Origin of the sequence: Pseudomonas sp. App30 (assembly GCF_047947025.1) — a bacterium.
In the GTDB taxonomy this organism is placed as follows: domain Bacteria; phylum Pseudomonadota; class Gammaproteobacteria; order Pseudomonadales; family Pseudomonadaceae; genus Aquipseudomonas.
Map to the genome: position 1 here is coordinate 6,031,727 of NZ_CP133165.1, position 17,716 is coordinate 6,049,442.

At 64.2% G+C, this 17,716-nt stretch carries 13 protein-coding genes; 8 read left to right on the forward strand and 5 right to left on the reverse strand.

The window, feature by feature from the left end; translation table 11 throughout:
- Positions 1–276: 276 nt before the first annotated feature.
- Positions 277–1,593, forward strand: coding sequence for a methyl-accepting chemotaxis protein (locus RAM80_RS27815; protein WP_416423592.1), 1,317 nt, complete (start codon positions 277–279; stop codon positions 1,591–1,593).
- Here the strand turns inward: RAM80_RS27815 and RAM80_RS27820 are convergent, their stop codons facing one another.
- A complete protein-coding gene (locus RAM80_RS27820; RefSeq protein WP_416423593.1) occupies positions 1,594–3,612 on the reverse strand; it encodes a mechanosensitive ion channel family protein in 2,019 nt (672 codons plus the stop codon).
- 293 nt (positions 3,613–3,905) lie between these two features.
- Between RAM80_RS27820 and RAM80_RS27825 the strand changes: the two genes are divergently transcribed.
- The 3 genes from RAM80_RS27825 to RAM80_RS27835 all read left to right on the forward strand — a co-directional run bounded on the left by RAM80_RS27825 (position 3,906) and on the right by RAM80_RS27835 (position 6,948).
- The gene (locus RAM80_RS27825; protein WP_416423594.1) at positions 3,906–5,060 is read left to right on the forward strand and encodes an MFS transporter; all 1,155 of its coding nucleotides are present in this window, start codon (positions 3,906–3,908) and stop codon (positions 5,058–5,060) included.
- Positions 5,061–5,119: 59 nt separating this feature from the next.
- The gene (locus tag RAM80_RS27830; protein ID WP_416423595.1) at positions 5,120–5,593 is read left to right on the forward strand and encodes a GFA family protein; all 474 of its coding nucleotides are present in this window, start codon (positions 5,120–5,122) and stop codon (positions 5,591–5,593) included.
- A gap of 107 nt (positions 5,594–5,700) precedes the next feature.
- Positions 5,701–6,948: a hypothetical protein gene (locus tag RAM80_RS27835; RefSeq protein WP_416423596.1), complete on the forward strand. Its 1,248-nt coding sequence runs from the start codon at positions 5,701–5,703 to the stop codon at positions 6,946–6,948.
- A 4-nt stretch (positions 6,949–6,952) separates the two neighbouring features.
- Here RAM80_RS27835 and RAM80_RS27840 read toward each other — a convergent pair whose 3' ends face one another.
- Positions 6,953–8,008, reverse strand: coding sequence for an AraC family transcriptional regulator (locus tag RAM80_RS27840; RefSeq protein WP_416423597.1), 1,056 nt, complete (start codon positions 8,006–8,008; stop codon positions 6,953–6,955).
- Positions 8,009–8,404: 396 nt separating this feature from the next.
- Between RAM80_RS27840 and eat the strand changes: the two genes are divergently transcribed.
- Genes eat through eutC form a run of 3 tightly spaced genes read left to right on the forward strand, consistent with a single transcriptional unit; the run spans position 8,405 to position 11,986 of the window.
- Entirely contained in the window at positions 8,405–9,766 is a 1,362-nt protein-coding gene (gene eat / locus RAM80_RS27845) for an ethanolamine permease (protein WP_416423598.1), read from the forward strand.
- A gap of 15 nt (positions 9,767–9,781) precedes the next feature.
- Positions 9,782–11,176 (forward strand): ethanolamine ammonia-lyase subunit EutB, encoded by a 1,395-nt coding sequence (locus tag RAM80_RS27850; RefSeq protein ID WP_416423599.1) that lies wholly within the window; start codon positions 9,782–9,784, stop codon positions 11,174–11,176.
- Between the two features lie 9 nt (positions 11,177–11,185).
- Positions 11,186–11,986, forward strand: coding sequence for an ethanolamine ammonia-lyase subunit EutC (eutC, locus tag RAM80_RS27855; RefSeq protein ID WP_416423600.1), 801 nt, complete (start codon positions 11,186–11,188; stop codon positions 11,984–11,986).
- 82 nt (positions 11,987–12,068) lie between these two features.
- On the opposite strand, the gene RAM80_RS27860 is transcribed toward eutC, so the two are convergent.
- The 3 genes from RAM80_RS27860 to RAM80_RS27870 form a co-directional block, all read right to left on the reverse strand.
- Entirely contained in the window at positions 12,069–12,608 is a 540-nt protein-coding gene (locus RAM80_RS27860) for a YbhB/YbcL family Raf kinase inhibitor-like protein (RefSeq protein ID WP_416423601.1), read from the reverse strand.
- Between the two features lie 33 nt (positions 12,609–12,641).
- Positions 12,642–13,124 carry a GNAT family N-acetyltransferase gene (locus RAM80_RS27865; protein ID WP_416423602.1) on the reverse strand — a complete coding sequence of 161 codons (483 nt, stop codon included), beginning with the start codon at positions 13,122–13,124 and terminating at the stop codon, positions 12,642–12,644.
- Positions 13,125–13,500: 376 nt separating this feature from the next.
- Positions 13,501–15,032 (reverse strand): IS3 family transposase gene (locus RAM80_RS27870; protein ID WP_416422263.1). Its coding sequence is split into 2 segments (ribosomal slippage): positions 13,501–14,591 and positions 14,591–15,032, totalling 1,533 coding nucleotides; the frame shifts between segments, so codons are not numbered across the junction.
- A gap of 314 nt (positions 15,033–15,346) precedes the next feature.
- Here RAM80_RS27870 and RAM80_RS27875 point away from each other — a divergent pair.
- A protein-coding gene (locus RAM80_RS27875; protein WP_416422263.1) for an IS3 family transposase occupies positions 15,347–16,878 on the forward strand; the annotation gives its coding sequence in 2 pieces (ribosomal slippage) (positions 15,347–15,788 and positions 15,788–16,878; 1,533 coding nt in all).
- The last annotated feature ends 838 nt before the right edge of the window (positions 16,879–17,716 follow it).

Here is a 17,716-nt window from a genome sequence, read left to right on the forward strand (position 1 = left end):
CGCGCTGTTCATGCACTGAGTCGAATGCCGTAACCCGCGACCGCCTCCTGTTTCAGGGGGCGGTTTTTTTTCGTGCGGCGCGGCACGTCCGTACCATTTTTTATTGACGGGGCGTTGAGCTTTGTACAGGTCTTGTATAGGATCTGGTGAGTATTGGCACATTGCTATCAACTCCCCGACACGACGCTGCAGTGGCCCCCGGGCCAGCGATCGACATGTACGTCTGTCTGCTCAAGGTCGAGCATCAACCTCACCTTGCGTATACGAGATGCGACCATGTTCTTCAGCTCCCGCCTGCGGCAGGCCAATGCCGACCTGGAACAACGCTTGGCCCAGCAGACCAGCCTGCTGGCCGCCATCGAACGCAGCATGGCGGTGGTCGAGTTCGATCTCGACGGCGTGGTGCTGCGCGCCAACGACAACTTTCTCCGCACCCTGGGCTACCGCGCCGAGCAGGTCATCGGCCAGCACCACCGCCTGTTCTGCAGCCCCGACTACGCCCGCAGCGCCGGGTACAGCCAGTTGTGGGCGCGCCTGAGGGCCGGTGAATTCATTGCCGACACCTTCCAGCGCGTGGACGCCAGCGGCGCGCCGATCTGGCTGGAAGCCACCTACAACGCCGTGCGCGACGCCCAGGGGCGGGTGGTGAAAGTGGTGAAATACGCCACCGACGTGACGGGCCGCGTGCAGCGCGACAACGACGCCCAGGGGCGCCTGCACGCCATCGACCGGGCCATGGCGGTTATCGAGTTCGAGCCCGACGGCCGGGTGATCAGCGCCAATGACAACTTTCTCACCGTGACCGGCTACAGCCTGGGGGAAATCCGTGGCAAGCACCATGGCCTGTTCTGCCCGCCCGCGGTGCTCAAGGGCAAGGACTACCAGAGCTTCTGGCAGCGCCTGAACAAGGGCGAGTTCTTCAGCGGCCAATTCGAGCGCGTGGGCAAGCGCGGCCAGGTGTTGTGGCTGGAGGCCAACTACAACCCGGTATTCGACGCCAGCGGGCGGCTCGTGAAGGTGGTCAAGTTCGCCTCCGACATCACCGCGCGCATCCTCAAGCAGGCCGAAGACGGCCAGAGCGCCGCCCGTGCCTATCACATTTCCCGTGACACCCGCCGGGCGGCGGAGCAGGGCACCGAGGTGATCCACCAGGCCGCCGGGCAGATGCGCGAGATCGCCACTAACATCGACCATTCCTCGCAGATGCTCGGCCACCTGGGCCAGCGTTCCGAGCAGATCACCACCATCGTCAATACCATTCGCGGTATCGCCGACCAGACCAACCTGCTGGCCCTGAACGCTGCCATCGAGGCCGCGCGCGCCGGCGACATGGGCCGTGGCTTTGCCGTGGTGGCGGACGAAGTGCGGCAGTTGGCTGGGCGTACCAGCGGCTCCACCGCGGAGATCTCGGCGATGATCGAGCGCATCCAGCAGGAAACCCGCTCGGCCATCGCCAGCATGGACGCCACCCGCGAGCAGGCCGGTCGCAGCGTGGCCCTGGCCGACCAGGCAGGCGAGGTGATCGTGCAGATCTGCGAGGGGGCGGGCAGGGCGGTGGAGGCGGTGAGCGTGTTCGCCGGCGAACAGCCCTGATCACGACACCGCCAGCACCGGCTGCGAGTACTGCGCAAACCGTACGTTGTCGCTCTGGTCCACCAGCTTTTTCAAGCGCTCGTTGAATGCCCGGTTCACCCCATACTGCCCCCCGGATATGGTGCGGAACTGGGCGGTCAGGGAGATGCCGTTGAGGTCCATCTTGTCGACCCCGAACACCTGCAGCGGGCCCTGCAGGTTGTGCTTGAGCACGATGTCCTCGCTGATGGAGCGCCCGGCCTCGCGGATCAGCTCCAGCGCGGTGTCGATGTCGCTGTCGTAGCTGACCTGCACCGAGAAGAACGCGTAGGCGAACTGCCGCGACTGGTTGGTGACCGCTTTGATCTGCCCGAACGGCACCGAGTGCACGAAGCCCTTGCCGTCGCGCAGGCGCAGGGTGCGGATGGTCAGGCTTTCCACGGTGCCGGCGTGGCCGGAGTCGAGCACCACCCAGTCGCCGATGGCGATGGTGTCCTCGATCAGGATGAACAACCCGGTGATCACGTCCTGTACCAGTTGCTGGGAGCCGAAGCCGATGGCCAGGCCCACCACCCCGGCGCCCGCCAGCAGCGGCGCGACGTTGATGCCCAGGTTGGCCATGGTGGTGATGGCGCAGATCACCACCAGCACGATCTTGGTGGCGTTGCGCAGCATGGGCAGGATGGTCTTGACCCGGGTGCTGGGCTCGCGGCCGGCGCGCTTGCCCACTGCCGGGGTCAGCGCCTCCTGGATCGCGGTGTCGATCACCACCCACAACAGCCAGGTCACCAGCAGGATCAGGCCGATGCTGCTCAACGAGTCGCTGATGGCCCGGCCCAGGGAGTTCTGCGCGGCAAAGGTGAGGATCGACACGCCCCAGATGCGCCCCAGCAGTTCGATGAAGGCGATGGCCATGGCGATGCGCGACAGCGCGTGGGCCAGGTTGCGCAACAGTTCCAGGTAGGGCCGGCGGCTTTGCCGCGGGGCATTTTCGCCGGGCTTGAACAGGTGCTGCAGCAAGGTGCTGAGGAACACCGTGCCCACCAGCAGCAAGGTGGTCAGCAGGGCGCTTTGCAGCGCCTGCTGGCTCTCGGCCCCGGCGCCGATCAGGTGCACCATGGACACCAGGATCATCAGCAGGATAGGCAGGTACCACACCCCGGAGAAGATACGCAGCGACTCCTGCACGGCGCGGTGTTCCAGGCGTTGCTTGAGCGAACGGTCGCGGATCAGGTGGGCCACCGGGCGGCGCATGCGAATCACCAGCACGGCAAAGGCCAGGGTCGCCAGCAGGCCGCACAGCACCGCCAGGCTGGCGGTGATGTTGCCGCCCAGCTGGCGGGCGATCTGCGGGCTGTTGAGGGCATCGCCCAGGGCCGCCAGGAAGCCGATCACGAACAGCCGCCGCGGCGCGCGCTGGCGCAGGATGCGCACGGCGGTCCGGCGGTGGCCGCTGTCGAACAGCACGATCAGGCAGAGGATGATGGAACTCGACACCAGGCCGCTGCTGGTGGCGTAGGCCAGGCACAGGGCCAGGGCGCGAGCCACGGAGCCGTCGAGGTTGTGGCTGATGGTCAGGGTCAGGGGCAGGCTGATCAGCGCCGGCACGGTGAACGGCAGCAGGTAGTCCAGCAGGCCCTGCACCCGCGGGCGCTGGTGGATGAAGCGCTGGCGCGCCGCGCGCCGGGCGATCCAGCGGCCCAGCAGGCTGAGTACGGCGAAGATACCCACCCAGCACAGGGTCAGCAGGGCGAAGTCGCCGGCCAGGCTCAGGGCCGAGCGCGCCGAATGCTGGTTGACCAGGTCGCCGACTTCATCGGCGGCGCGGTCGGCGCGCAGGCGCCAGCTGTCCGCCAGGTGCCCGTCCAGGTCGAGGCTGTCCTGCACCTCGTCGATCCCCGACGACAGGGTGCTGAGCAGGCCGCCCTGCACCAGCACCTCGGGTTTCGCCGGCGCTGGGGCTGCTGGGGTGGCCGCGGTAGCGAGGTTGACACTGAGCAGCAGGCCCAGCACCCAGGGCAGAAATGTTTTGGCCTTCATGGATAGCACCCGATTTCTCCTTGCTTGCCGACAGGGGTCTTAGGAACTGATCGACAAAAGCCCTGCAAGTTCGCAAGACATTTGTGTAACCGCGGGACGCGGCCTTCGGCCGCTGCTACGGGGAAAATGCGCAAATTGCCCGTAGCAGCTGCCGCCAGGCTGCGTCCCAGGCACCGCGTAACCCCAGGACGCGGCCTGCGGCCGCTGCTACGGGGGGTAGGGGTTGCAATTTTTTTGGGGCGCCACCAAGGTAGTTCGCACATTTCCGTTCAGCGAGATAAGGCTGTCTCCCCATGTCTTCCACTTCTTCGGCAATCCAGGCGGAGCCTGGCAAGCAGGAATTCTTTTCCACCCGCGTGGCCTTTTTCATCGCCGGTTTCGCCATGTCGTCGTGGGCGCCGCTGGTGCCCCTGGCCAAGCTGCGCGCCGGCCTCGACGACGGCATGCTCGGGCTGTTGCTGCTATGCCTGGGCGCCGGCTCGATCCTGGCCATGCCGGTGGCCGGCTACCTCACCGCCCGGGTCGGCTGCCGCCGGGTGATCCTGGTGGGCAGCGCGGTGATGTGCCTGGTGATGCCGCTGCTGGCCACCGTGGCCAACCCGTGGCTGCTGATGGCGGCGATCTTCTGCTTCGGCGCCGGCATCGGCGCCCTGGACTGCGCCATGAACATCCAGGCGGTGCTGGTGGAGCGTGCCAGCGGCCGGGCGATGATGTCGGGCTTCCACGGCCTGTTCAGCGTTGGCGGCATTGCCGGGGCGGCGGGCATGACCGGCCTGCTCAGCCTGGGCCTTGAGGCGCTGCCCGCGGTGCTGTGCGTGGTGGCCTTGACCGTGCTGGCGCTGTGGGCCGCTGCCCCGCACCTGCTGACCAGCGGCAACGGCGAGCCCGGCCCGCTGCTGGCGCGGCCCCGGGGCATCGTGCTGTTCCTGGGCGTGCTGTGCTTCATCGTGTTCCAGGCCGAAGGCGCGGTGCTGGACTGGAGCGCGGTGTTCCTGGTGGGCGACCATGGCATGGACCCACGCTACGCCGGCCTCGGCTACGCGGCGTTTGCCACCACCATGACCATCGGCCGCCTGACCGGCGATGTGATCGTCACCCGCCTGGGCGGCGCCCGCGTGGTGATCGTCGGCGGCGCACTGGCGGCGGCCGGCCTGGCGTTGTCGATCCTGGCGCCGAACTGGGCGTTGGCCCTGGTCGGCTACGCGCTGGTGGGCGCCGGTTGCTCGAACATCGTGCCGGTGCTGTTCACTGCCGTCGGCCGGCAGAAGACCATGCCCCAGAGCGTCGCCATCCCGGCCATGACCTCGTTGGGCTACGCCGGCATCCTCATCGGCCCGGCGGCCATCGGCTTCATCGCCCACGCCAGCAGCCTGGCGGTGGCGCTGGGGGTGATGGTGCTGTTGCTGGCGTTCGTCGCCGCCAGTGGCCGGGCCTTGCGCACGGTGTGAACGGCGCGGGTTGCCCGGTGGTCTAGAGTAGCAACGCTCAACCACCGGGGAGTCCCGCCATGTTGCTCGAAGGTTCCTGCCACTGCGGCGCCGTCACGTTCAGCCTCGAAAGCCAGCACCCCTATCCGTACCAGCGCTGCTACTGCTCCATCTGCCGCAAGACCCAGGGCGGTGGCGGCTACGCCATCAACCTGGGCGGCGACGCCGCTTCCTTGCAGGTCAAGGGGCGCAAGCACATCAGCATCTACCATGCGCGCCTGAACCAGACCGACGTCAGCAGCGCCGAGCGGCACTTCTGCAGCCGGTGCGGCAGCGGGCTGTGGCTGTTCAGCCCGGAGTGGCCGGAGCTGATCCACCCCTTTGCCAGTGCCATCGACACACCGCTGCCGGTGCCACCGGAGCACACCCATCTGCTGCTCGATTCCAAGGCGCCGTGGGTGGAGGTGCAGGTGAAGAAGGGCGACCAGCAATTCCAGGGTTACCCACAGGAGTCGATCGCCCAGTGGCATGAGCGGTTGGGGTTGGAAAGCTGATACACGCGGGATGATGGCCATTTTGCTCCTGTCAGTTCTGTCAGTTGTGATATCGACGCGGGGGGGCGCCCAATGGAGCTCTATTCACTCTCCCTTGGATTGCAGACATGACGACTGAAACTTACAGTGGCGGCCAAGACCCGCTCTTTAGCGTTGGAAACGGGGACATCCTGCCCCATGTCGCCTATGGGGCAACCTTCGATAATGCCGTGGACGACAAGCGTATCTACGTGACCGGGCAATGGTCTTATCCCGATTATTTCTACGTTGCAGAGCATTACGACTATGGTACCCCGACGGGTCGGGAGTACTACAGTCAGGTCCCCACGGGCAGTAGTGCGTCTGGCCTGGCTTTATTCATGCAGGGTGACGGCATTGTTGTCCTGGGGGCGTTGACCCTGCCGGGGCGCCAGGGTTATTTCCCGTTTATGAGCAAGGTGACCCGCCAGCTTCAATTGGTGCCGACGTTTGGCAACCCTGCGACGCCGGGCTATGCCATTCTCGGCCCGGAGTCAGGGCTGGAGGGGCTGGAAACCCTCGATCAACTGACCGCTCGGGTCACGCCGCGGGGCATCTATATTCTTGCCGGCGGCGAAGGCGCTCGTCCCAACAGGCTGATCAGCCTGGACCTGCAGGGGCGGCTCGACACGGCATTCAATGGTTCCGGGGTCCTGGCCATCACTGGCCAGGCAAACCACGACCTGCATCTGCGTGCGCTGGAGGTCCCGGAGCCTTACGATCGTCTCATCGTGGCCGGGGATGAAACCGCGGCAGGCGCTGCACGAGCCACAGGTGTGTTCGCCGGCGTAACGCTTGCCGGCGTGTTGGACCAGGGCTTCGGCGCCGGCGGCTTTGTTCGCCACGCTATTCCTCAGGCCAGTGCCGCGGTATCCGGAAGCTTGCTCAAACATCAGTTGAAATGGGCCGTGGTTGGCTTGGGCAAGGCACTGTCCGATACCCAGCATTCCTCCCTGTTGATAAGCGTGAACCAGGATGGCAGTAACGACACCGATCTCAACCAGGGCGAGCCTTTGCTCTTGGAGGATGGCCTCGGCGACCTGACCTGGTTGCATGGTGCACAGGACCCTATCAGCGGCGTCATTGTCGCGGGTGTGCGGCACAACCCAGCGAATGCAGCTCAGACCTGGCCTGCATTCGGCCGTATTGGCGCGAACGGTGCCTTAGATCCAACGTTTGGCGAGGGGGGCGTAGTGACTGTACGGGATGTGGGGTTCAACCCCAACACCAACAAAGTGCAGGCCATGTTCGTGGCGACCGCGAATCGTCTGGTCGTGACAGGTTTTGCCTCCCGGTCGGGGACCAAATCCTTCATGCGCGGGTATCTGTTGCGCTAGGCGCTCAGCACGTGGCCGCCTGCCGCCACTGCCGCGGGCTCATCCCGAACCAGCGCTTGAAGGCGCGGGAGAACGCGCTGGTTTCCGAGTAGCCCAACAGCGGCGCCAGGTCGCTGATCGACAGGCTGGCCTGGCGCAGGTACTGGCGGGCCAGCAGCTGGCGAGTTTCGTCAATCAGCTGGCTGAAGCTGATGCCGCGCTCGCGCAGCCGGCGTTGCAGGCCCGAATCGGTGAGTTCCAGCTGTTCGGCAATCAGTTCCAGCACCGGTTCGCCCTGGTGCAACACCGCGCGAATGGCCTGGCGGGCCTGGTCCAGCAGGTCCGGGCCGGCATCGGCGTCGCCCAGCTGGCGGATGGCATCCATCACCAGCATCAGCAGCACCGGGTCATGGCCGGGCATGGGCTTGCCCTGCAGGTCCTGCTTGGGAATCAGGATGGCGTTGCACGGTTGGTCAAAGCGTACCGGCGCGTCGAACACCGCGCGGTGCTCCTGCCAGTCCATGGGCCGTGCGTGCTCGAACTGCACCTCGCGCGGCGCCCAGTGCTGCCCCAGCACGTGGCGCACCAGGTTCATGGCCATGCCCATGGTCAGCTCGGCGTCCTGGCGCTTTTCGAGGATGGCGCCGTGGCGCACCTGATAGTCGAAACGGTAACACTCGCCCTGGTCCACCAGCTGGATCAGGGTGCTGTGCTGGTGGAAGGGGAAGGCCTGGGCGAAGTTGACCAGCGCCTCTTCCAGGGTGGCCGAACACAGGCCCACGTAGCCCAGCAGCCCCAGGGCCTGGGGCTTGAACTGCTCGCCGTAGCGCAGGCCGAAATTATCGCAGCCGGTCTGCCGTGCGGCTTCTTCCAGCACCTGGCAATAGTTGGGCAGCGCCAGGCTCAGCGTGGGGTGGCGTAGCTGTTCAGCGTCGATGCCGGCATGGCCGAACACCCGGTCCAGGTCGCCGCCGTGGTGGGTGATGAACTGGTCCAGGCCGTTGGCCGCCGCCGACAACACCCCACGGTTGTTCGCCCGGGAGCCTGGGTGCGCGGCGGGGGAGAACAGCGAAGGGGGCATGGCGGTTACCTTGTCAGCGGGGGCATCATGAAAAAACTTCAAGCAAGAGTTGTTCCGGGTTCATGTTTCCGGCGGTGTAGAGGCCTGAACGGCCGATAAGCTGCAATCACCGGCCCCCTGACTGGGAATTCCGGTAACCCTGTGGGAGCGGGCTCTGCCCGCGAAGGTTGCACTGCAGGCTTTCTGACGGACCGTGGTGTGTTCTTCGCGGGCAGAGCCCGCTCCCACGGTACGCCGAGGGCCGTTGTGGTGCGTCGGCCGCAGGCCATGCCCCGCCATTGCGCACCCTTCGCCAAACTTGACCGCAGGGCACAAAAGCCGGTTTTACCGGTCAAGTCTTGTAAGCAAATGCTTCGATATGCTGGGCCCCAGGCATCCTCTCGAAGGTACGACACAATGAGCAGCACGCAACTCAAACCGACATTGGGCACCCTCCATCTGTGGGGCATCGCCGTGGGCCTGGTGATTTCCGGCGAGTACTTCGGCTGGAGCTACGGCTGGGGCACCGCCGGCACCCTGGGCTTCCTGGTGACCACGCTGATGGTGGCGGTGATGTATACCTGCTTCATCTTCAGCTTCACCGAACTGACCACCGCTATCCCCAACGCTGGCGGCCCGTTCGCCTACAGCCTGCGCGCCTTTGGCGTGGGCGGCGGGATGATCGCCGGCCTGGCCACCCTGATCGAGTTCGTGTTCGCGCCACCGGCCATCGCCATGGCCATCGGCGCCTACCTGAACGTGCAGTTCCCGGGGCTGGACCCCAAGTGGGCCGCCGCCGGCGCCTACCTGGTGTTCATGGGCCTGAACATTATCGGCGTCAACATCGCCGCCACCTTCGAACTGGTGGTCACGGTGCTGGCGGTGCTGGAACTGCTGGTGTTCATGGGCGTGGTAGCGCCGGGCTTCAGCTTCAGCAACTTCGTGCTGGGCGGCTGGGCCGGCAGTGACACCTTCAGCCTGGGCGCGCTGTCCGGCGTGTTCGCGGCCATTCCGTTCGCCATCTGGTTCTTCCTTGCCATCGAAGGCGCGGCCATGGCCGCCGAAGAAGCCAAGGACCCGAAGAAGACCATCCCGCGTGCCTACATCACCGGCATCCTCACCCTGGTGGTGCTGGCCATCGGCACCATGGTCTTTGCCGGCGGCGTGGGCGACTGGAAGGCCCTGTCCAACCTCAACGACCCGTTGCCACAGGCCATGAAGACCGTGGTGGGCAACAACTCCAACTGGATGCACATGCTGGTGTGGATCGGCCTGTTCGGCCTGGTGGCCAGCTTCCACGGCATCATCATGGGCTATTCGCGGCAGTTCTTCGCCCTGGCCCGTGCCGGCTTCCTGCCGGCCGGCCTGGCCAAGCTGTCGCGCTTCCAGACCCCGCACCGCGCCATCCTCGCCGGCGGCGTGATCGGCATCGCGGCCATCTTCAGCGACGGCCTGGTGAACCTGCAGGGCATGAGCCTGACCGCGGCGATGATCACCATGTCGGTGTTCGGCGCTATCGTGATGTACATCATCAGCCTGCTGAGCCTGTTCCGCCTGCGCAAGATCGAACCGAACCTGGAACGCAGCTTCCGCGCCCCGGGCTATCCTGTGGTGCCGGGCATCGCCCTGGTGCTGGCCGTGGTCTGCCTGATCGCCATGGTCTGGTTCAACGGCCAGATCGCCTGCGTGTTCGCCGGCCTGATGATTGCAGGTGCGGTATTCTGCAAGGTCGTGCTGGGCCGCGGCGCCGCCCGTGTCGCCCTGGCCGGCAACGCTTGAGAAAGGAGTCCTGAAATGAGTGGTTTCGTGCATACCGTGGGTGGCCTGGCCTGGCGTTTCGACAGCCTCAAGGAGCTGATGGCCAAGGCCAGCCCGGCCCGCTCTGGTGACTACCTGGCTGAAGTCGCCGCCGGCAGCGATGCCGAGCGCGCTGCGGCGCAGATGGCCCTGGCGGACGTGCCGCTCAAGCACTTCCTCAACGAAGCGCTGATCCCTTACGAAAGCGATGAAGTGACCCGGCTGATCCTCGACAGCCACGACGCTGCAGCCTTCGCCCCGGTCAGCCACCTGACCGTGGGCGGCCTGCGCGACTGGCTGCTGGGCGACGAGGCCGATGAAGCCACGCTGCGCGCCCTGGCCCCGGGCCTTACCCCGGAGATGGCCGCGGCGGTGTCGAAGATCATGCGCGTGCAGGACCTGGTGCTGGTGGCGCAGAAGATCCGCGTGGTCACTCGATTCCGCAACACCGTAGGCCTGCGCGGGCGGCTGTCCACGCGGCTGCAGCCTAATCACCCCACCGACGACCCCGCCGGCATCGCCGCCAGCGTGCTCGATGGCCTGTTGTACGGCAACGGCGACGCCATGATCGGCATCAACCCGGCCACCGACAGCCTCAGCGCCATCAGCGACCTGCTGCGCATGCTCGACGGCGTCATCCAGCGCTACGAGATTCCCACCCAGTCGTGCGTGCTCACCCACGTCACCTCGTCCATCGCCGCCATCGAACGCGGCGTGCCGCTGGACCTGGTGTTCCAGTCCATCGCCGGCACCGAGGCGGCCAACGCCAGCTTCGGCATCAGCCTGGAACTGCTGCGCGAAGGCTACGAGGCTGGCCTGAGCCTGAAGCGTGGCACCGTCGGCCAGAACCTCATGTATTTCGAGACCGGGCAGGGCAGCGCGCTGTCGGCCAATGCCCACCACGGCGTCGACCAGCAGACCTGCGAGACCCGCGCCTACGCCGTGGCCCGGCATTTCAAGCCGTTCCTGGTCAACACCGTGGTCGGCTTCATCGGCCCCGAGTACTTGTACAACGGCAAGCAGATCATCCGCGCCGGCCTGGAAGACCACTTCTGCGGCAAGCTGCTGGGCGTGCCCATGGGCTGCGATATCTGCTACACCAACCACGCCGAAGCCGACCAGGATGACATGGACATGCTGCTGACCCTGCTGGGCGTGGCCGGCATCAACTTCATCATGGGCATCCCCGGCTCCGACGACATCATGCTCAACTACCAGACCACCTCGTTCCACGACGCCCTGTATGCGCGCAAGACCCTGGGCCTGCGCCCGGCGCCAGAGTACGAGGAATGGTTGGCGCGCATGCAGATCATGACCCAGGGCGACGGCACGCTGCAGCTGGGAAAGGGCCTGCCGCCGGCGTTCCGCCAGGCGCTGGCACAGTTGAAGTGAGGGCAAGCCATGAGCGATGACCGCAAGCAACCGGCCCAGGCCGACCCCTGGCAGCAACTGCGCAGCCTGACCTCGGCACGCATCGCCCTGGGCCGCGCCGGCACCAGCCTGCCCACCGCTGCGCAGCTGGATTTCCAGTACGCCCACGCCCAGGCCCGGGACGCAGTGCACACGCCGTTCGACCGTGAGCTGCTGGCCGCCAGCCTCAATGGCCAGGCGCTGCTGCTGCACAGCGCCGCCAGCGACCGCCACGTCTATCTGCAACGCCCGGACCTGGGGCGGCGGCTGGACAGTGCCTCGGCCAGGCTGCTGGACGAACACCGCCAGCTCAACCCCGACGGCTATGACCTGGCCGTGGTGATCGCCGACGGCCTGTCGTCACTGGCGGTACGCCGGCATAGCGTGCTGATGCTGCAGTTCATCGACGAAATGGCCGCTGCCGAAGGCTGGCGCCAGGCGCCGGTGAGCCTGGTGGAGCAGGGGCGGGTGGCGGTGGCCGACGAGATTGGCGAACGCCTGGGCGCGCGGATGGTGGTGATCCTGATCGGCGAACGGCCGGGCCTGAGCTCGCCCGACAGCCTGGGGCTGTACTTCACCTACGCGCCGCGGGTCGGGCTTAACGACGCGGCGCGCAACTGCATCTCCAACGTGCGGCTGGAGGGCATGAGCTACGCCATGGCGGCGCACAAGCTGTTGTACCTGATGCGCGAGGCGTGGCGGCGGCAGCTGTCGGGAGTGAACCTCAAGGATGAGGCGGTGGTGCCGGTGGTGGAGGGGCAAGCCGGGCCGGGGAATTTCCTGCTGCGCTGATGACGGTAGGGCGGCCATCGCGACCAAGGTCGGCTCCTACCCCGGTAGGAGCCGACCTTGGTCGCGATAAGGGCAACGCGGTCTACCGACTGTAGCGCCGCACCACGCTGGTGTTGGCCAGGATATGCCCCTTGATTCGCGCCAGCAGGTCATCACGGGTCAACCCGGCCGGCAGCGCATCCGCCGCCAGGTCCAGCGCATAAATCTGGATCACGTAGTGATGCGGGTTTTCCCCTACCGGCGGGCACGGTCCGCTGTAGGTGGCCAGGCCCTTGCTGTTGCTGCCGCCCACGCCTTCGATCTTGCCCTTGAGGCTGGCATCGGCACCCACCTCATGGGTGCTGGCCTTGATGCCATAGTGCACCCAGTGGTCCACCCCCAGGCCTTTCTGGCCGTCAGGGTCGTGAATGGTCACGGCGAAGCTTTGCGTGCCCTGGGGCGCATTACTCCAGCTCAGCGCCGGCGAGACGTTCTCACCGCCGCAGTCCCCGGTGTTGCCGGCATTGGCCTGGCGCAGCAGGGCGTTGTCGTCGCCATCCGGGGTCCTGAGCGTGAACGGCGCGGCCTGGGCCAGCAGGGGCAGGCACAGACAGGCGGCAAGGGCAATCGAGCGTGGCAACATGGAACCTCTCCTTTTATCCCGTTGCCAGCCAGTCTAGTCGGCCTGGGCGAAAGCCTTGAGCGAATCGCCGGCCAGGCGGTAGCGAATCCACTCCGGCTGGGCGGCGGCGCCAATCGATTCGTAGAACTTGATCGCCGGCTCATTCCAGTCCAGCACGCTCCATTCCAGGCGGCCACAGCCGCTGTCGTGGGCAATCTGCGCCAGGTGCTTGAGCAGCGCTTTGCCGGCGCCCACGCCGCGATGTTTCGACGACACGTACAGGTCTTCCAGGTAAATGCCCTTGCGGCCCAGCCAGGTGGAGTAGCTGAGGAAGTACAGGGCAAAGCCGACTGGCTCGTCGTCCAGCGAGCACACCAGGGCGCGGGCGTAGCCTTCGGGGTCTTCGAGGCTGCGGCGGATATCGTCGACGTTGGCGACGACCTCGTGCTCGGCTTTTTCGTAGATGGCCAGTTCAGTGATGAAGCCCAGGATCAGTTCGGCATCGGCGGGGGTGGCGGGGCGGATGTGCAGGGGCAAGGGGGCATTCCTTGAGGGCTATTAAAGGCTGACATTGTGCCTGACTGTGCGAGGGCAGCGCATCACGCCATCACGCCATCACGCCTTCGAGCCATCACGCCGGCCGCCCTTGATCTTGATCCCGTGCGGCCTTTGATCTTGATTGTGTGCCCCATAAAGCGCCAGGGCCGACTGGAGGCGGCGGCCAAGCGGTCCCTGGCGTAGCCGGGGAAGACGGAACCGGAGGCGCTTCTATTCCGGGCCGTCGGCCGCTTGGGCGACGCCGGAGGGAGGGGACCCGCAGCGAAGCGTAGGGACCAAGCAGGGGCAAGCCTTTTTTGCTTACTTTTTGTGGCGTTTCGGTACGTGTCAATGTACCTGTCGCCTAATTCCTGCCTCAACTCACGATAGCAACCCCGGCATCAGGCCGCTCCGGGTTCAAATACACCGCCTCGGCAAGCTGCCAATTACGCGTGTTCCGGCTCCACCGAACCGGGTTCCTTTCCCGGGCAGCTGCATACAACCTATCTCGGGCCTCCAGTAATTTGGGGGCCAAGCCTTCGTGACGCTCGTTCGGTGTTACGTACTTCAGGCCGCTATGGCGGTGTTCCTCGTTGTACCATTCAACAAATTTCTGCACCCACAGCCTCGCTTCAAGCAAGCTGTCAAAGGGACGTTCAGGCCATTGCGGGCAGTATTTGGCCGTGCGGAAAAGCGTCTCCGCATAGGCATTGTCATTGCTCACCCGCGGACGGCTGAACGAAGGCTCGACACCTAGTGAAATCATGCTCTCGCGCAGCAACGAGCCCTTCATCACATGGCCGTTGTCCGAGTGCAGCACCAGCGCTCGACCGGCCGTACGCTCGCGTAAACAGCCCTTTTCCAGCAAGACACAGGCATGTTCCGCACATTCGGATTCGTGCACTTCATTGGCCACCAGCTTGCGGCTGTAGATGTCCTTGACCATGTACCAGTAGAAAAAACGACCCTTCACCGTGCTCGGCAACCAGGTGATATCCCAGCACCAGACCTGGTTGGGGCCATCCGCCCGATGCGTGGTCAAGATGCGACGCTTGGGGGCCTTTGCACGGCCGCGTCGCGTGAGCTGGTTGTGCGCTTTCAATACTCGGTAAAACGTCGACTCCGAGGCCAGGTAAATCCCTTCGTCCGCCAGCTTTGGCACAATCTGATGCGGCGTCAGGCTCGAATAACCCGGCTGGTTGGCCGCGTCCATCACAGCCTGGCGCTCGGCTTCGCTGAGCTTGTTCGGCGGCGGTTTGCGCGGGACTGTCTGACGCTTGTCGGCGTCGCTGTGACGCCAACGCTGCACGGTCCGAAGGCACAATCCCAGCTCGTTGCAAGCACGAAACCGGCGTGCGCCGGCGTCGACGGCAGCAGCGATCAATACCAGAGCCTGCATGCGATCGGGGGCGCTGATCAGCCTTCCTTGTCCTTGCCCCAGATCGCATTGGCTTTTTTTCTGAGTTCCAGCAAAGCCTCCGCCTCCTTGCGACCGGCATCAGAGCGCGATAATTGTCGCTCCAACTCCTTGATTCGCCGTGAATCGGCAGTCTGCTTTTTGCTGGGTTGAACATCGAGCGCCGCGTTGGCGTTCTGACAGGCCAGGCGCCATTGCTGGATCTGCTCGGGAAAAATACCCTTGATCCGGCAGTACTGGGAAAGCTCGACCTCGCTCAGCGGCGCGGTCTCCATGACAGCGTTGAACTTGTCAGCGCTGGACCATTGATCGCTGGTCTTGTTGTTTCCAGGAACGATCAACCCTTTATCTCTAGCCATTTGTCTCCAGTTCCTAAGCGACTGTGGAGTGACGCCGATTGCGACGGCGAGCTCTGCCACGGAGCGGTTCAGGGGCGGCATCATTTGCTGAACCGCCCAGTCTCTGAAGTCATTGTCATAACGCTTCGTCATTGCCTTGCACCTTCGCCCCCTTGGATGATTGAGTCAATCAACAAAGGTGACAGGTAGGCTGACACGGGGGGGTTTGACAAAAAGTGAGCCGCCGTAAGGGCGGAAAGGTGATTCTGCATCACCCTTGATATTGGATATGTGCATGGCTTTCGAATGTCGCTTCTGAGGGATTCGAACATATCCATTTTCGCGGGGCGACCACCGACCGTTTCGGCCTTACGCCGACTCACTTTTTGGCAGTCGCCCCCCGTGTCAGCCTACCTGTCACCTTTGTTGATTGACTCAATCATCCAAGGGGGCGAAGGTGCAAGGCAATGACGAAGCGTTATGACAATGACTTCAGAGACTGGGCGGTTCAGCAAATGATGCCGCCCCTGAACCGCTCCGTGGCAGAGCTCGCCGTCGCAATCGGCGTCACTCCACAGTCGCTTAGGAACTGGAGACAAATGGCTAGAGATAAAGGGTTGATCGTTCCTGGAAACAACAAGACCAGCGATCAATGGTCCAGCGCTGACAAGTTCAACGCTGTCATGGAGACCGCGCCGCTGAGCGAGGTCGAGCTTTCCCAGTACTGCCGGATCAAGGGTATTTTTCCCGAGCAGATCCAGCAATGGCGCCTGGCCTGTCAGAACGCCAACGCGGCGCTCGATGTTCAACCCAGCAAAAAGCAGACTGCCGATTCACGGCGAATCAAGGAGTTGGAGCGACAATTATCGCGCTCTGATGCCGGTCGCAAGGAGGCGGAGGCTTTGCTGGAACTCAGAAAAAAAGCCAATGCGATCTGGGGCAAGGACAAGGAAGGCTGATCAGCGCCCCCGATCGCATGCAGGCTCTGGTATTGATCGCTGCTGCCGTCGACGCCGGCGCACGCCGGTTTCGTGCTTGCAACGAGCTGGGATTGTGCCTTCGGACCGTGCAGCGTTGGCGTCACAGCGACGCCGACAAGCGTCAGACAGTCCCGCGCAAACCGCCGCCGAACAAGCTCAGCGAAGCCGAGCGCCAGGCTGTGATGGACGCGGCCAACCAGCCGGGTTATTCGAGCCTGACGCCGCATCAGATTGTGCCAAAGCTGGCGGACGAAGGGATTTACCTGGCCTCGGAGTCGACGTTTTACCGAGTATTGAAAGCGCACAACCAGCTCACGCGACGCGGCCGTGCAAAGGCCCCCAAGCGTCGCATCTTGACCACGCATCGGGCGGATGGCCCCAACCAGGTCTGGTGCTGGGATATCACCTGGTTGCCGAGCACGGTGAAGGGTCGTTTTTTCTACTGGTACATGGTCAAGGACATCTACAGCCGCAAGCTGGTGGCCAATGAAGTGCACGAATCCGAATGTGCGGAACATGCCTGTGTCTTGCTGGAAAAGGGCTGTTTACGCGAGCGTACGGCCGGTCGAGCGCTGGTGCTGCACTCGGACAACGGCCATGTGATGAAGGGCTCGTTGCTGCGCGAGAGCATGATTTCACTAGGTGTCGAGCCTTCGTTCAGCCGTCCGCGGGTGAGCAATGACAATGCCTATGCGGAGACGCTTTTCCGCACGGCCAAATACTGCCCGCAATGGCCTGAACGTCCCTTTGACAGCTTGCTTGAAGCGAGGCTGTGGGTGCAGAAATTTGTTGAATGGTACAACGAGGAACACCGCCATAGCGGCCTGAAGTACGTAACACCGAACGAGCGTCACGAAGGCTTGGCCCCCAAATTACTGGAGGCCCGAGATAGGTTGTATGCAGCTGCCCGGGAGAGGAACCCGGTTCGGTGGAGCCGGAACACGCGTAATTGGCAGCTTGCCGAGGCGGTGTATTTGAACCCGGAGCGGCCTGATGCCGGGGTTGCTATCGTGAGTTGAGGCAGGAGTTAGGCGACAGGTACATTGACACGTACCGGTCGCCCCAAAAAGTAAGCAAAAAGGGCTTGCCCCTGCTTGGGCCCTCCGCTGCGCTACGGGTCCCCTCCTTCCGGCGCCGCTCAACGGGCAGACGGCACCCGCTATAGAAGCCTGCGGGTTACCGTCTCTTCGGCCTGCGGCCTCGGCCCTTCGGGCAGCCCGTTGAGCGACGCCTCCAGTCGGCCCGGGCGCTTTACGGGGCATACAATCAAGATCAAAAGCAAAATCAAAAGCCAGATCAACAGCAGATCACAAGCCTGCTGGGTGGTGTACGAAGATGTTTGTTCTGTCATCAATTTGTCATTGATTTGCCATATAAATTTCCCAGCCAAGGATGGCAAATGGCCTGCCGACGAACTGCATTCAAGTCCTCGGCAACGCCGCCGATGCGTGGCATGAAGCATCGTTTTTTACTGCATGAAGAAAGGGACGTCTTCGACACCGCGCACCCTTGGCGCGGTGGTTTATCCCTGTCATGAGTACCTCTCGATGGTCGTGCGCAAATCCCTGAAAGCCCAAATGCTCACCCTGATCGGCGGCAGCCTGCTGGCCATGCTGCTGATCGCATTGTCCTGCTTTCACTTGTTGGCCAATGGTGTGAAGGACTATCACCAGCTGATCGAAGGCCCGTTGCGCACCTCGCAACTGATTGATGAGGCCAACCTGCAATTCAAGATCCAGGTCCAGGAATGGAAAGACGTGTTGCTGCGCGGCAAGCAACCTGCGGACCTGGCCAAGTACTGGGGCCAGTTCGAAGACCGCCAGCGTGACGTGCAGGAAATCCTTGGCCGCCTGGTGG

Excerpts from the sequence above, each read along its gene's own strand:
- eat (WP_416423598.1), top strand. The coding sequence starts at position 8,405 with ATGAGCAGCACGCAACTCAAACCGACATTGGGCACCCTCCATCTGTGG.
- RAM80_RS27830 (WP_416423595.1), top strand. The coding sequence starts at position 5,120 with ATGTTGCTCGAAGGTTCCTGCCACTGCGGCGCCGTCACGTTCAGCCTC.
- RAM80_RS27825 (WP_416423594.1), top strand. The coding sequence starts at position 3,906 with ATGTCTTCCACTTCTTCGGCAATCCAGGCGGAGCCTGGCAAGCAGGAA.
- RAM80_RS27850 (WP_416423599.1), top strand. The coding sequence starts at position 9,782 with ATGAGTGGTTTCGTGCATACCGTGGGTGGCCTGGCCTGGCGTTTCGAC.
- RAM80_RS27815 (WP_416423592.1), top strand. The coding sequence starts at position 277 with ATGTTCTTCAGCTCCCGCCTGCGGCAGGCCAATGCCGACCTGGAACAA.
- eutC (WP_416423600.1), top strand. The coding sequence starts at position 11,186 with ATGAGCGATGACCGCAAGCAACCGGCCCAGGCCGACCCCTGGCAGCAA.
- RAM80_RS27820 (WP_416423593.1), bottom strand. The coding sequence starts at position 3,612 with ATGAAGGCCAAAACATTTCTGCCCTGGGTGCTGGGCCTGCTGCTCAGT.
- RAM80_RS27840 (WP_416423597.1), bottom strand. The coding sequence starts at position 8,008 with ATGCCCCCTTCGCTGTTCTCCCCCGCCGCGCACCCAGGCTCCCGGGCG.
- RAM80_RS27835 (WP_416423596.1), top strand. The coding sequence starts at position 5,701 with ATGACGACTGAAACTTACAGTGGCGGCCAAGACCCGCTCTTTAGCGTT.
- RAM80_RS27860 (WP_416423601.1), bottom strand. The coding sequence starts at position 12,608 with ATGTTGCCACGCTCGATTGCCCTTGCCGCCTGTCTGTGCCTGCCCCTG.